The organism is Luteimonas sp. TWI662, assembly GCF_039673825.1.
Classification (GTDB): domain Bacteria; phylum Pseudomonadota; class Gammaproteobacteria; order Xanthomonadales; family Xanthomonadaceae; genus Luteimonas.
Genome location: NZ_JBDJMI010000016.1, coordinates 49,534 through 62,924 on the forward strand (window position 1 = coordinate 49,534; position 13,391 = coordinate 62,924).

Annotated in this window: 17 protein-coding genes; 16 read left to right on the forward strand and 1 reads right to left on the reverse strand. The window is 67.7% G+C overall.

The features are described 5' to 3' along the window. Positions 1-47 precede the first annotated feature (47 nt). From sctV to ABE488_RS12150, 10 genes are all read left to right on the forward strand, one after another. Positions 48-2,105 (forward strand): type III secretion system export apparatus subunit SctV, encoded by a 2,058-nt coding sequence (gene sctV / locus ABE488_RS12105; RefSeq protein WP_346441832.1) that lies wholly within the window; start codon positions 48-50, stop codon positions 2,103-2,105. An 87-nt stretch (positions 2,106-2,192) separates the two neighbouring features. Further along, positions 2,193-3,452 carry an FHA domain-containing protein gene (locus ABE488_RS12110; protein ID WP_346441831.1) on the forward strand — a complete coding sequence of 420 codons (1,260 nt, stop codon included), beginning with the start codon at positions 2,193-2,195 and terminating at the stop codon, positions 3,450-3,452. Positions 3,453-3,518: 66 nt separating this feature from the next. Then, on the forward strand, positions 3,519-3,854 hold the full coding sequence (locus ABE488_RS12115) for a hypothetical protein (protein ID WP_183425288.1): 336 nt from the start codon (positions 3,519-3,521) through the stop codon (positions 3,852-3,854). 33 nt (positions 3,855-3,887) lie between these two features. Then, positions 3,888-4,307 carry a hypothetical protein gene (locus ABE488_RS12120; RefSeq protein WP_346441830.1) on the forward strand — a complete coding sequence of 140 codons (420 nt, stop codon included), beginning with the start codon at positions 3,888-3,890 and terminating at the stop codon, positions 4,305-4,307. Between the two features lie 13 nt (positions 4,308-4,320). After that, positions 4,321-5,100 carry a type III secretion inner membrane ring lipoprotein SctJ gene (sctJ, locus tag ABE488_RS12125; protein ID WP_346448589.1) on the forward strand — a complete coding sequence of 260 codons (780 nt, stop codon included), beginning with the start codon at positions 4,321-4,323 and terminating at the stop codon, positions 5,098-5,100. A gap of 2 nt (positions 5,101-5,102) precedes the next feature. Continuing rightward, positions 5,103-5,723 carry a hypothetical protein gene (locus ABE488_RS12130; RefSeq protein ID WP_346448591.1) on the forward strand — a complete coding sequence of 207 codons (621 nt, stop codon included), beginning with the start codon at positions 5,103-5,105 and terminating at the stop codon, positions 5,721-5,723. Positions 5,724-5,755: 32 nt separating this feature from the next. Beyond that, positions 5,756-6,421, forward strand: coding sequence for a FliH/SctL family protein (locus ABE488_RS12135; RefSeq protein ID WP_346448593.1), 666 nt, complete (start codon positions 5,756-5,758; stop codon positions 6,419-6,421). Next, positions 6,418-7,776: a FliI/YscN family ATPase gene (locus ABE488_RS12140; RefSeq protein WP_346448594.1), complete on the forward strand. Its 1,359-nt coding sequence runs from the start codon at positions 6,418-6,420 to the stop codon at positions 7,774-7,776. The genes ABE488_RS12135 and ABE488_RS12140 overlap by 4 nt, the downstream gene beginning before the upstream one ends. Then, positions 7,773-8,255 carry a hypothetical protein gene (locus tag ABE488_RS12145; protein ID WP_346441825.1) on the forward strand — a complete coding sequence of 161 codons (483 nt, stop codon included), beginning with the start codon at positions 7,773-7,775 and terminating at the stop codon, positions 8,253-8,255. Before ABE488_RS12140 ends, ABE488_RS12145 begins: the two co-directional genes overlap by 4 nt. Positions 8,256-8,275: 20 nt before the next feature. Next, positions 8,276-8,983: a hypothetical protein gene (locus ABE488_RS12150; RefSeq protein ID WP_346448595.1), complete on the forward strand. Its 708-nt coding sequence runs from the start codon at positions 8,276-8,278 to the stop codon at positions 8,981-8,983. Positions 8,984-9,019: 36 nt separating this feature from the next. On the opposite strand, the gene ABE488_RS12155 is transcribed toward ABE488_RS12150, so the two are convergent. Continuing rightward, a complete protein-coding gene (locus ABE488_RS12155) occupies positions 9,020-9,703 on the reverse strand; it encodes a GNAT family N-acetyltransferase (RefSeq protein ID WP_346448597.1) in 684 nt (227 codons plus the stop codon). Between the two features lie 232 nt (positions 9,704-9,935). On the opposite strand from ABE488_RS12155, the gene ABE488_RS12160 reads away from it, so the two are divergent. The 6 genes from ABE488_RS12160 to ABE488_RS12185 all read left to right on the forward strand — a co-directional run bounded on the left by ABE488_RS12160 (position 9,936) and on the right by ABE488_RS12185 (position 13,368). Beyond that, a complete protein-coding gene (locus ABE488_RS12160) occupies positions 9,936-10,160 on the forward strand; it encodes a hypothetical protein (protein ID WP_346441822.1) in 225 nt (74 codons plus the stop codon). A gap of 3 nt (positions 10,161-10,163) precedes the next feature. After that, positions 10,164-10,466, forward strand: a complete 303-nt coding sequence (locus ABE488_RS12165) for a hypothetical protein (RefSeq protein ID WP_346441821.1) — start codon at positions 10,164-10,166, stop codon at positions 10,464-10,466. Between the two features lie 406 nt (positions 10,467-10,872). Next, a complete protein-coding gene (locus ABE488_RS12170) occupies positions 10,873-11,331 on the forward strand; it encodes a hypothetical protein (RefSeq protein ID WP_346448599.1) in 459 nt (152 codons plus the stop codon). Positions 11,332-11,362: 31 nt separating this feature from the next. Then, a complete protein-coding gene (locus ABE488_RS12175) occupies positions 11,363-11,734 on the forward strand; it encodes a hypothetical protein (protein WP_346441819.1) in 372 nt (123 codons plus the stop codon). A gap of 123 nt (positions 11,735-11,857) precedes the next feature. Then, positions 11,858-12,520, forward strand: a complete 663-nt coding sequence (locus ABE488_RS12180; protein WP_346441818.1) for a hypothetical protein — start codon at positions 11,858-11,860, stop codon at positions 12,518-12,520. A 152-nt stretch (positions 12,521-12,672) separates the two neighbouring features. Next, a complete protein-coding gene (locus ABE488_RS12185) occupies positions 12,673-13,368 on the forward strand; it encodes a DUF6683 family protein (protein ID WP_346448601.1) in 696 nt (231 codons plus the stop codon). Positions 13,369-13,391: the final 23 nt, after the last annotated feature.

Consider the following 13,391-nt stretch of genomic DNA (forward strand, 5'->3'; position numbering starts at 1 on the left):
CCCGCGTCGCGGCGCGTGCCCGCGATCCAATGCCAGGGAGTGGCGGCATGAAGGCCCTGTTCGCCACCCTGACCGGCGCACCGGCCGGCGCCGCGCCCCGCGGCAAGTTCGGCTACAGCGACGTCATCCTGGCGTTCGCGGCGGTCACCATCATCAGCGTGATGATCCTGCCGCTGCCGCTGGTGATCATCGACATGCTGGTGGCGGTGAACATCTCGATCGGCTTCGGCCTGTTGCTGCTGGGCATCTACATCCCGACGCCGGTCGCGTTCTCCAGCTTCCCCAGCGTGCTGCTGCTGACCACCCTGTTCCGGCTGGCGATCTCGATCGCGATCACCCGGTCGATCCTGCTGCACGCCGAAGGCGGCCACATCGTCGAGACATTCGGCACGCTGGTCGCCGGCGGCAATCTGGTCGTGGGCATGGTGGTGTTCTTGATCATCACCGTCGTGCAGTTCATCGTCATCGCCAAGGGCGCCGAGCGCGTGGCCGAAGTCGCGGCGCGCTTCACGCTGGACGCGATGCCCGGCAAGCAGCTGTCGATCGACTCCGATCTGCGCGCCGGCCTGATCGACAAGGACGAGGCGCGCCGCAAGCGTCGCCTGCTCGAGACCGAGAGCCAGCTGCACGGCTCGCTCGATGGCGCGATGAAGTTCGTCAAGGGCGATGCGATCGCCGGCATCGTCATCATCCTGATCAACCTGCTCGGCGGCCTGGCCATCGGTGTACTGCAGAAGGGCATGCCGCTGGCCGAGGCCACGCATGTCTACAGCATCCTGACGATCGGCGACGGCCTGGTCTCGCAGATCCCGGCGATTCTCGCCACAATCGCCGCCGGCCTCGTCGTCACCCGCACCACTGGCGAGATCGACGATCGCCACTTGGGCGACGCGATCACCCGCCAGGTGTCCGGACAGCCGCGCGTGCTGCTGATCACCGGCATCCTGGCCTTGCTGATGACGCTGGTGCCTGGATTCCCGTGGGGCGTCTTCCTGGTGCTGGGCGTCGGCCTGCTGACCTTGAGCGCCTGGCGCTATCGGCATCAGTTCGAGCTGTTGCGCCGCGCGTTCCGGGTCAGCGAGGACGAGGTCGTCGCCGAAGCGCAGCAGGCAACCGAGCGTGACGATCTCGCGCCGCCCGCGCCCCTGCAACTGCAGGTCTCGACTGCGCTCGCGCAGGCACTGGGTGGGCACAATCTCGAGGTGCGCATCGCCGAGACCGCGCAGCGCTTGCGCGAAGAATACGGCGTGCCGGTGCCGGTGCCCTCGATGCGCATCGTGCCGACTCTGGCCGACGACGAGTACCGCTTGACCGCATTCGGCGCGCGGATCGCGACCGGGCGTCTGCGCACCGACGCCTGGCTGCAGCCGCAGCCGGCGAGCGCTGCCGGCGCGGCGAAACAGCCCGGTTTCTATCCGGCGATCGTCGCCGGCGAGTGGACACAGGCGCAGGCCGACGGCGCCCAGGCGCCGATCGACGTGCTCGGCCACCATGCCGATGCGGCGATCCGCCGGCGCATGGGGGGGTTTCTGGGCATCCAGGAAACATCGAACCTGTTCGCGCGCATGCAGCGCGACTATCCCGATCTGGTCAAGGAAATGCTGCGTGTGGTCGCGCCGCAGCGTGTGGCCGATGTGCTGCGGCGGCTGTCGGAAGAAGGCGTGCCGATCCGCAACCTGCGCGATGCCTTCGAGGCGATCACCGATGTCGGGGGTCGCGAAAAAGATGTGGTGCTGTTGACCGAATACGTGCGCGTCGCGCTCAAACGCGAAATCGCCGACCGCTATTCAGACGACGAGCGCACGCTGCATGTACTGTTGATCCATCCCGAACTGGAAGACAAGCTGCGGCAATCGGTCCGCGTGGCGGGTGGTGCCAGCCAGCTTGCGATCTCTCCGGAACTGGCCGGTCGGCTCGGCAACGAGGTGCGTGCGCACCTGGGCCGGCAAGCGCCCGGCGTCAGACCGGTGCTGTTGTGTTCGCTGGACGTGCGCAGGCATCTGCGCAAGCTCATGGAGGTCGATTTCTTCGACCTGCCGGTGCTCTCGTACCAGGAACTGGCGCCGGACCTGCGCATCGTGCAGGCGGGGCAGATCAATGCGTGACCATGTCGTATCAAACCGGGGCGCATGCCGCCGGGCCGCACGGATGTTCGCGGTGCCGCGCGCAGCGTACGCCAAGCGAGGACAGTCATGACGCAACGCAACGACAATCCGGCGCGGCCCGTGCATCAGGTGCTGCGCATCGTCGACGGCCTGCATGCCGGCGCAAGCCGCGTGCTCGGTGCCGAGGAAATGATACTGGTGGGCAGTGGCGAGGATTGCGACATCGTCCTCGCAGACGACGGCGTGGCCAGCCACCATGCGCTGGTGACGCTGGTCGGCGGCCGCTTCCTGGTCCGCGCGCTCGACGCGCCGGTCCAGGTCGGCGCCACCCAGGTCGAGCCCGGCGATCCGGTTGAACTGGCCACGGTGCAGCCCGTGCGGCTGGGCGAGGCCGCAATCGCGTTCGGCCGCGAGGACGACCCGGACTGGGACGGCTTTGTGACCGTCTTCGCGCCGCCCGACGAGGTCGCGCCGCGGCGCTCGGGCTTCGTTCGCCGTCTGCCGCTGATCGCCGGCATCGCCGCACTGTCGCTCGCTTCGCTGGCGATCTTCGCCGCAGTGCTGCCGGGTTCGCAGACCACGGTCGATCCGCGCGATCGGCTCGACGCACTGCTCCAGGAGCATCGTGTGATGAATCCGGGGATCTCCGATGGCGTCGATGGGCGGCCGTCGGTGACCGGCGCGGTCGACAGCGCGGCGACGCTCGAGCGGCTGCGCGCGCAACTCCAGGCTGAAGGCATCGCAGCTTCGCTGCAACTGCGCACTGGCGAGAACATCGCCGCCGACGTGGCCGAGATGTTCCGCGGGCACGGCATCCCGGTGAAGGCCCGCTACACCGGCAATGGCGATGTCGAAGTGGTCGGCGAGTTCGAGGACGGCGCCGAGATCGAGCGCCTGGCCCGCTCGCGGGCGGTCAGCGAAATCTCCGGCGTGGCCCGGATCCTGCCGCGGACGCCCGATGGCCAGGTGCCGCGCACCGCGCTGCAAGGGCAGGCGCCCGAGGAGCCCCCGCCGCACATCGTCTCGATCGTGCGCGGCGAGGACCCGCACTTGATCGCGTCCGATGGCCGGCGCTTCGTGCCCGGCGACGAACTGCCCGGCAAGGGGCGATTGATCTCCATCGGTGCGTCTGCCCACGTGCTCAACGCGCGCGGCGACCTGGTCAAGATCACCCCCGGCCCGGTGGCCACGCTCGACGACACCGCGACCGCATCGGCGCCGGCTGCCGAGCAGGTCGACCCGCGATTCGTGCAGGTCGTCGCCGGCGTCACCGCCGGTAGCCGCGGCGTGGTCGCGAGTACCCGCAACGGCGCGACCCAGGGCCGCCCGGCCGCCACCACCCAGTAACCCCCAGGCGCGCGTGCGCCGCGTTCGTTCCCTAAGCCCCCTTTTGCAGACGACAGGAGCCACGACATGACCACCATCTCCAACGACGCGATCGGCAACTTCATCGGTCGCGCATCGATGCACAACGATCAGAACACCCTGCGCGGCACCCGCACCGGCGGCGCTGGCGGCGGTAGCTCGAGCTGGTACGAGGCGATGTCGCGCGCATGGGGGCAGACCCTCGACGCACAGGCCACGCGCATCACCAACCTGTCGGACGTGATCGGCCAGGGCGGCGACCAACCGTCGAACGTCGTCGCACTCACCGCCGAGAGCCTGCGCATGCAGTTCCTGTCCAACAACGCCTCGACCTCGCAGAACAGCGTCGGCCAGGCCCTCGAGACGCTGGGTCGCAAGCAGTAAGCGACACGCGCCCATAGCTCTAAGGAGATCATCATGGTGGACGCAATCCAGGCCGTCGGCATCGAGCCCGCGGCACAGGGGGCAGGCGCACCGGGCGGTGGACAGCCGGTCGCCGATGCCTATGAAGTCAACCAGTTCGCCGAGGCGATGAACCGCGCCGGCGGCAGTCCCTCGGCCGCCAATGCAACGCCCGACGTCGCCAGCGTCGGCGCGTCCGAGCCATCGCAGGGCATGCGGATGCTGATGTCGGCGGTCGACAACCTCAATGGCGGTGCCGAAAGCATCAACTCGCTGGCCAAGACCATGACCCAGAACACCGGGGAGCTGACGCCTGGCCAGGTCATCGAGATGACGATGAAGTCGCACCACTTCCTGTTCCAGTGCGAAATGACATCGAACGTCGCCAACCGCACGTCCGACGGCATCCAGCAGCTGTTCCGCCAGCAGTCCTGACGAGGTGACCTGGATGCGTCTTTCCAACCGTAATCGATGGTCGGGCTGGCTGCTGGTGTTGCTGGCGTGCCTGGTGCTCGCCGGCTGCGGCGGCAGCCCGTTGTACAGCGCGCTCGAGGAGCGACAGGCCAACGAGATGATGGGCGCGTTGATCGGCTCGGGCATCCAGGCCAAGAAGAAGCCGTCGGCGACCAAGGTCGGTTGGGACGTCGTCGTGGCCGAAAGCGACATCCCGCAGGCGATGGCGGTGCTGGAAGCCCGGGGCCTGCCACGGCAGCACTATCAGAACCTCGGCGACATCTTCAAAAAGGAAGGCTTCGCCTCATCGGCCACCGATGAGCGCGGCCGCTACATCCACGGCCTGCAGCAGGAGATCTCGCACACCTTGAGCATGCTGCCGGGCGTGGCCAACGCGCGCGTGCACATCGCGCTGCCCGAGCGCGATCCGCTGGGCGGGTCGACCGGCAAGACCTCGGCGGCGGTGTGGATCTTCGAACAGCCCGGCGCCAGCGTCCGCGACCGCGAGGCCGACATCAAGATCGTGGTCAAGGACGGCGTCGAAGGCCTGACCGACATCAACCAGGTCTCGGTCAAGTTCGTCGCGATGCCGGCACCGCCGGAGGCCGGGCAGAGCGGTGGCACCGCGATGGCGCTGTCGGCGGTGAGTCCGCTGGCGATCGGCATCGCGGCGGCCGTGGTCGTGATCATCGCGCTGCTGCTCGCGTTCGGCGGCCGCCTGCGCGGGCGTAGCGCCGCGCCTGCCGAGCCGGCACCGAAGCGCTGGCAGGGCTGACCATGTCGCTGCGGGCGCTGCTGGCCGAGGTCCATCCGGCCTGGCATGAGGCCAGCGACGGCGGGCTCGATCCCGCTCTGCTGCGTCGCGCCTGCGACAGTGCACTGGGACGCCGGCTGCTGGCCGCCGCGCTTGCGGCGGGCCCGGCATCGCATCTGCTGGCCCCCTCGCCTGACGGTCCGGGCGCACTGATCGCGCGCTGGAGCCGGGCCCGCCTGGATGCGCTCCATCGCGATCTGGGTGTGCTCGCCTATGCGCCGGCAATCCGGGCGGAGATCGGACGCGAGCCGGTACGCCGGCTCAAGGCGGCGCTGGGCAGCAGCTATCTGCTCGCGCTCGATCGCAGCGTCTGGGACGCGAAGGTCAAGCCGGAGGTCCAGACACGGCTCGTCGAAGGCCTGCGCCATGCCCTGTCCGTGACCGACGGCGAGACGACGCTGCTGCGCACCTTCGCCCACCAGGGCCGGGCCGAACTCCAGGCCTGGGCCAGCCATCGCGACCCGGCGCTCGCGCAATGGGCGCGGTTACTCCACGCGCCCGAAGCACTGCCCTCTGCGCACCTGCCGGAAAAACCCGTGCTCGTGGTGCAGACCCATCACCAGAACCGCGCTGTCGCCGACTGAGCGGCGCCGACCACCGGAGTTTCGAACCCCCTATGCCGACCGCCGCTCCTCCTCAGCGCCACAAACCCGCGGGCAGCGCCGCTGTCTTCGAGCGCCGCCAGTTCCAGCGCGGCGTTGCCGGACCGATCGTCCGGGCGGCCGAGTGGCGATCGCTGGGCGAGCTCGATGCGCTGCTCGAGCGTGTCAACGCGCTTTACGACGAGGCGGGCGCAGAGGTCCAGAAGGCGCGCGAGCAGGGGTATGCAGAAGGCTTTTCCGAAGGCCTGGAGCGGGCCAAGCAGCAGATGACCGAGCAGCTCGCCTCGCTCAACGAGCGTCGCGCCCGCGTGCTGGCCGATGCCGCAGGGCGGATCGGCGATCTCGCCTGCGCGATCGTGCAGCGACTCGCCCCCGGTTTCGACGCCGCCGCCGTCGTGCCCGCCCTGGTGATGCAAGCGGTCGAATCGGCGCAGGCCGAGCAGTTTCTGATGATCCGCGTCCACCCCTCCGCGCGCGAGCGTGTCGCCGAGGGCCTGGGCGCCGTGCGTCAGGCGCATCCGGGCGTTGGCCTGATCGAACTGGTCGACGACGAAAGCCTCGACCCGTTGAGCTGCATCGTGGTCTCGGAGGCCGGCGAAGTTCGCGCCGGCGTCAGCCAGCAGATCGAGGCGATCCGCGCCGCGTTGGCGCAGGCGAGCGTGCACGTGGCCGCGCCATGACCGCCGATCTCGCCCTGTCGGCCCTCGATGCCGTCGGCGCGCCGGCGCCCGCGCACGATCCGCTGCTGCACGCGCTGGGCAAGGTGCAGGCGATCGAGCGCGTCGGGCGGGTCAGCGAGGCCTACGGTACGCTGATCAAGGCGACCGGGCTGCGCGCGGCGATCGGCGAGTTATGCCATCTGCGCAATCCCGGCGACAACCGGTTCGAACTGGCGGCCGAGGTCGTCGGCGTGTCGCGCCAGCACACCGTGCTCACCCCGCTGGGGCCGCTCGACGGCATCGCCGCGACGACCGAGGTCTATGCCTCCGGCCGCCAGGCGTCGGTGCCCGTCGGCGACGGCCTGCTCGGCCGCATCCTCGATGCCCACGGCACGCCGATCGACGACCTCGGGTCGATCGGTCCGACGGTCGATGCGCCGATCTATGCCGCCTCGCCCAATCCGCTGCGCCGGGCGTTGATCGAGCGTCCGTTCTCGACCGGCGTGCGTGCGATCGATACCGTCATGACTGCAGGCGAGGGCCAGCGCATCGGCATCTTCGCCGTGGCCGGCGGCGGCAAGAGCACATTGCTGGGCATGCTCGCCCGGGGCGGCGATGCCGGCGTCAACGTGGTCGTGCTGGTCGGCGAGCGCGGCCGCGAGGTCAACGAATTCATCAACGACAACCTCGGCGCGGCCGGCCTGGCCAAGTCGGTCATCGTCGTCGCCACGTCCGACCGTCCCGCGCTCGAGCGCAGTCGCGCCGCGTGGGTCGGCACCGCGGTCGCCGAGTATTTCCGCGACCAGGGCAAGCGCGTGCTGCTGCTGGTCGATTCGGTCACCCGGTTTGCGCGCGCGCTGCGCGACGTCGGCCTGGCGGTCGGCGAACCGCCGGCCCGGCGCGGCTTTCCGCCCTCGGTGTTCAGCGAGCTGCCGAAGCTGTTCGAGCGCGCAGGCAACAACGACAAGGGCTCGATCACCGCGTTCTACACCGTGCTGGCCGAGGACGAGGACGGCGGCGATCCGATCGTCGAGGAAGTGCGCTCGATCCTCGACGGCCACATCGTGCTCTCGCGCAAACTGGCCGCCGCCTACCATTACCCCGCGATCGACGTGCTCACCAGCCTCAGCCGCACGATGCCGCGGGTCGTCGAGCAGCCGCACCTGCGCGCGGCCGGGCAGTTGCGCAAGCTGCTGGCCAAGCACCAGGACATCGAGCTGCTGGTGCAACTGGGCGAATACAAGCGCGGTACCGATCCCGATGCCGACCTGGCGATCGAGAAGATCGGCGCGATTCGCGCGCTGCTGCAACAGTCCGAACACGAGCTGGTGCCCTTCGACACCTCGTCGGCGGCATTGCGGAAGCTGTTCGCATGAAACGCTATCCGCTGCAGACGCTGCTCCAGTTGCGCGCGCATCGCACCGAGGCGGCGCGTCGCGTGGTGCTGGACCGCCAGCGCGCATTGCAGCAGTGCCAGGAGGCCTGCCAGCGGATCGAGGGCGAGATCGACGCGCTGCGCGCCTCGCGCGCGCAACACCGTGCGCGGCTGCTCGACCCGCCGCCGAGCGGCGTGCCGTGGCCGGCGGCGATGACCCAGCGCGAGCTCTACATCGAACTGATCGGCGAACAGATCGTCGGCGCCCAGGCGCGTCTGGCCAAGGCCCAGGACGCGGTGCGCGAGGCCGAACAGGCCTTGCAGGCTGCACGCGATGCGTTCTTCCGCGCCAAGGCGCGCGAGGATGCGCTGGAGAAGCGGCGCGACGTGTGGCGCGGGGAACAACGCGGGTTGCAGGCGCGGCAGGAAGAGGCGACTGCCGAGGATCTGATGCAGGCACGCCATCTGGCGCGCCGCTAGCCAAGCTGTAGGAGACGACGATGACGATTCAACGCAACGATTCGACCCCCCGGCCCCCGGACCAGTCGGCGCGCAACCGTCAGGTCGACCGCCAGGCCAAGGCCGATCCGCGCGACGTCGCACCGCGCGAGCAGGTCGACCAGTTCCGCTCCTTGATGCAGCAGGCCAAGGGCGGTAGCACGGGCTTCGAGCAGGTCCCGATGCAGACCGGCGAGGGCCAGTCCGAGGAGATGCTGCTGGCCGAGCAGGCGAGCCGCCAGGAGGCGGCGAAGACCGGCCAGTCGGTGGCCGAGGTCCTCGATGGACGTACGTTCCGGCAACAGCACGAATCCGGGATGTCGCAGCCCATGCCCGCCGAATCGGCGGCGATGCTGCAGGCGCAGATGGCGCTGCGCGACGGCGCCGCCGCGCCGCAGCCCTCCGCGGCCCCGGTGCCTGCCGATCCGGGGCAACTGCTCGACATGATGGAACGGCACGTCCGCCAGCTCGCGGTCCACGATGCGCGCCAGTCCGGCGGCGACGGCCAGGTTCTGCTGCGCATGTCCGATGCCACGCTCCCGGGCACCGATCTGCTGCTCACGCGGGAGGGCGAGGGCTGGGTGCTGCGCGCAGACAGCCGCTCGCGGGAGAGCTTCGACGCCATCCGCGAGGCCGGGCCGCAACTGGCCCGCCGCTTCGCCGAGCGCAACCTCGGCACGCTGACCATCGATCCGCACTTTCACGGCTGACCCAGCGCCTTCGGTCGGCCATCGGGTCGCTGTGCATCACGGCGCCGACGGCTGCGCCGACGCGTCGCGCTGCGCGTCTGGCGCCACGCCCTCCCGGCGCGGACGCAGGCCGCGCCAGTCCTCGCGCCGCAGTTGGAAGCGGCGCGCCGGCCTGCCGAACTGCGTGCCGCGATCGATCTCTTCAAATCCCAGCCGCAGCAACAGCGGCGGCACCGAGCGGTTGTCCGGCGCGCAGTGCGCCACCAGGTCTTCGAGCCCCAGCCCGTCGAAGGCATGCGCACACAAGGCCGCGCCGCCCTCGATCGCGTAGCCGCGTCCCCACGCCGACGGCAACAATCGCACCCCGATCGAGACCTCACGCGTGTTACCCAACGGCACCAGCGAGAACATGCCGATGAATCGGTCACCGCGGTCGCCGGCGCGCCACAGGCCGAGGCCGGGTCGGTCGCGGTAGATGCGGTTGGCCCACACCACCAGTCCCATCGCGTCGTCGAGGGTGTCGAGGCGGTTGTCGAGCAGCAGGCGCGTCACCCGCTCCTCGCGGCCGAGCTGCAGCAGTTCGAGCACGTGCCGGAAGGCGAAGCCGCGCAACTGGATCCGGCGGCTGCGCAGCTGCACCTCGGCCGGATAATCGCGGCCATTGGCCGGCAGGTCGGCCTTGGAGAACTGCGGTAGCGCCTCTTCGGGCGGGGGTGCGGGATGCGGGTCGTGAGCGGACATCGTGGTCGCCGTTATAGCGCGAATGCGCCGGACTTAAATGGGGCAACGGTCACGTCAAGGGCGTGAACTAGGGCGGACCCTAGATGGGGTACGTCCCAGATGCGCGGTGTTTGATGCCGGCGCAGACTTGCCCTGCAGCCGCGATCGACCCACCGTTCCACAGGTCCTGACGCGCACGGTTTTCGTTGTACCTCTCAGTCATCATCATCATCATCGATAAAGGAGAAACATCATGTCAGGTGCCATTTCCGACGCCATCGGTTCTGTCATTGGGACTGCCCTGGGCGGCCCGCTGGGCGGCATTCTGGGCAACATGCTGGGCGATCTGATCGGCCAGCTCTTCAGCAGCGCGTTCGACAGCCTGTTCTCGTCGATGGGCCTGCCGCAGTCGGCGCAGGATGCCGTCAGCGATGGCTTCAAGGGCGGCTTCAACTTCAACTTCGGCGTGGGCAACTGATCCATGCAGTACGACCAGCAGGCCCAGCGCCAGGCATGGATCGACGGCCTCGCGCAGTTGCGTGAACAGGGCGCGATCACTGCCGACGACGAGACCGTGCTGATCCGGCACATGGACGAGCGTCTCGACGTCGTCCAGCAGGAGCTCAAGGCGCTCGTCCCCGAGTATGAGCGGCGCGCTGCGAGCGACGGCAGGGAGGCCGCCGACGCCTGGCTGGGAGCACAGGCTCGCGAAATGGGCGAGCGGGAAGGCGCCGATGCCAAGCGGATGGTCAACTCGCTGAGTACCATCGAAGTCGGGCCTTGATGCATTCCGATGTGCGATCCATACCGGGGCCGATAGGCCCCGGTATGGTATTTGCCGTCGGCGTTGTCGGGCTGCCATCGTGACGACAGCGTCATGCGCCCCTTCGTTTAATCAGTTCGCTCCACCCGCACCAGCACGATCCACCTGCAGGCGCGTTCGTCCACGCCAGGCCAATGGCACGCAACGCGGCGATTGATGCGATGCCGGTAACCGCGCAGAGCGTTGACATGGATTTACGACGCATGCGGTAGGAAGACCTTGCCGGCGAGGCGTCGAGGCTGAACGCTTCCAATGCGCCGGACAGGCGTCCTAGGGTTCGACCTAGCTTTCCTCCTTCGCGGCGATGGTTAGGATGCAATCCATGGGCAATCGGCCGAATGGCTGCAATTGCGATCGAGGATCTAACGTGCAGAACAACCCCACACAGGACGATCTGGACAACGCGCAACTTGCGCTGCGCGACCGCAGCGTCGCGGTCCCGCGGGTTGCCAGTGCGCCTGCCGCCGACCGTCAGGCACTAGTCGAATCGCTGATGGCATCGTTCGATGCGCAAGAAGCGAGCGCAGGTGAGGACTTGGCGGGCCTGCGCAGTGAATTGAAGGCGGCACTCGACCATGCCGCCGAGCATGTGGATGGCGATCCGGTGGTGCCGCCTCGCGGTGAGTGGGTACAGGCCGTTGAAGCATTGCACAAGGTTGGCGCTGTATCCGAGGACGAGACCAACGATCTCATCCGGCGGCTAGACGAGGCTATGCGCCCTTTGCAGCAGGACAACGTACAACGCGCGCTCGAATTCGGGCGTCGCTGCAGACACGATGGCGAGGAAAGCGCCCGGACTTGGCTTCGAAATCAGCCCTCGCTGTGATTTTTTTCAATAGTGAAACTGGAGAACGAAGATGAGTGGAATCGAATTTTCCTATGCGTTGACGATGAACCACTTCAACTCGGAGGTGAAAGACACCGAGGCGGTAAACAAGGGTTCGTCGGCAGCCACCGGCAGCTGGCTGGTGGCGTTGGCTACGATGCTGGGCAAGATGGCTGACCGTCTGGGTGACGGCATCGTCAAGCAGGCCAAGCTCATCGATCAGCAGATGAACAAGGAAGCTGAGGCCCGCAACGGTGGCAAGACTGTGGAAGATAGCAATCTGAGCCAGCTCAATTCCGAGATGCAGGCGATGAGTCAGCAGATGAAGATGCTGATGGATGCGATCTCGACCATCATCAAGAGCATTGGTGAGGGCAACTCCTCGATCGCTCGTAAGCAGTAAGCGATACGAGGTCCGCGAAGGCTGGGGGTTTATCCCCCAGCCTTCGTCATTTTGACAATTTGATGCCGATCCCGGCCCCGGCTTTCCCTGGATTCGGCATGCGACTTTGAATCGGAGGTCCTCATGGCACTGATGCAGCGCTTGTGTGGTCTGGCACTTGTCGTGTTGGCTGTTCCCGCTTGCGGGGCGGCGGAACCTGCGTTTCTTGCGAACGATGACCCGTATGTGGGCAAGCTCGAAGTGCGCGCTACGCCAGTAGACGGGGGGAGCGCGGTGCGGGCATCTGGCCAGGGCAGCGTTGCCTTCAAAAAGCTGGCGGGCGATCGAGTCCAGTTGATCGTCCATGGCGAAGTCGAGGGTGTGCGTGGGCAGGCTTCGGGCGCCGGCAACGCGGGCTTCGTTGCCGAAGGACGTGTGGGGCCGGATGGATGGCATGCCGAGGCTGGTGACATCCGTATCGACATCGACGCGCAGGGACGGATTACGGGGGGCGGCATAGTGCAACAGGATCGCTATGTGCTGTCCGGTCACTTGAGGGAGTCCCAGGGCACACTTGTGGTCGCGATTGAGCCCGGTGCCGCGCGAGCAGCGGGATCAGGCGCTGAGATTTCAAATTTTCGTTTCACCTACGAGCTCAAGCGACGCCAAGTCCGGGACGACGAGGTACGCACCACGGTGCGAGGCGAACGAGGCAGTTGTCCCCATGTCATCTATCAGCCGCGCTTAATCGCCAACATCGGCGGCGACACGATGAGCACGGTGCAGGTTCCGGTGTGCACGCCTTGAGTGACGTCATCCGATGTCGCGTAAGGGCATGCGCTCGCCGCACTCCGCCGAGAAGTTCGGGGCGACGGAGCCGCGGGCCGGCCATCCGTAATGGGAACAGTCAGCGAGCACCCGATGGCATACCAGGCGCCGCCCTTTGAAGGAGGTTTCCAGTGATTGAAGAATCGAAGTTGCGTATCACGAGAAGTGTGTTGTTGTTGGCGAGCATTGCCATGCTGATAGCAGCCACAGTGGTGCACGCCGCCGACGGTGACATCGCCGTCCAGCGTGCACTGCAGCAGGCAGTCTCGCGACCCGCGCCCGCTCAGGTCGACGCACAGGCGGTCCAGACTCTGTCATTCCGACGGGACCCCGCCATCACCTCGCGGGTACAGCAGGAAACGATCCAGGCGTTCGGTCGCAACACCCAGCAGGTCGCTGATCTGGAACAGGTGATCGGCTCGGGCGAGTTGCTGCGCCAGTTCGATGGCATCTTGCGGCGTTATGGCTACGACCCGACCAACCTCGGCGATGTGCTGGCCGCGCATCTGCTGATCTCCTGGGAGGTGGCCAATGACCGTGACTCAGCGCGAGTACCGGAGGGGCAACGTGCGGTGCGTCGCCAGTTGATCGGCCCCTTGGCCGCGGTGCCGCAGATCGCTGGCATGAGTGATGCCGCCAAGCAAGCACAGGCCGAGCGCACGGCGTATCTGACGATGGTCTCGGCGTTGTCGTATCAGACGATGAAGCGCCAGGGCAATCGCCAGGCGTTGGCGTCCTTGGCCTCGGGTGTACGCAAGGGTCTTCAGAGCAATGGCGTCGATCTGCAGCGCGTCGAGTTGACCGACGACGGTCTGGTCGCGCGCTGAGCGCGGCCCGCCGACCTCGCGGC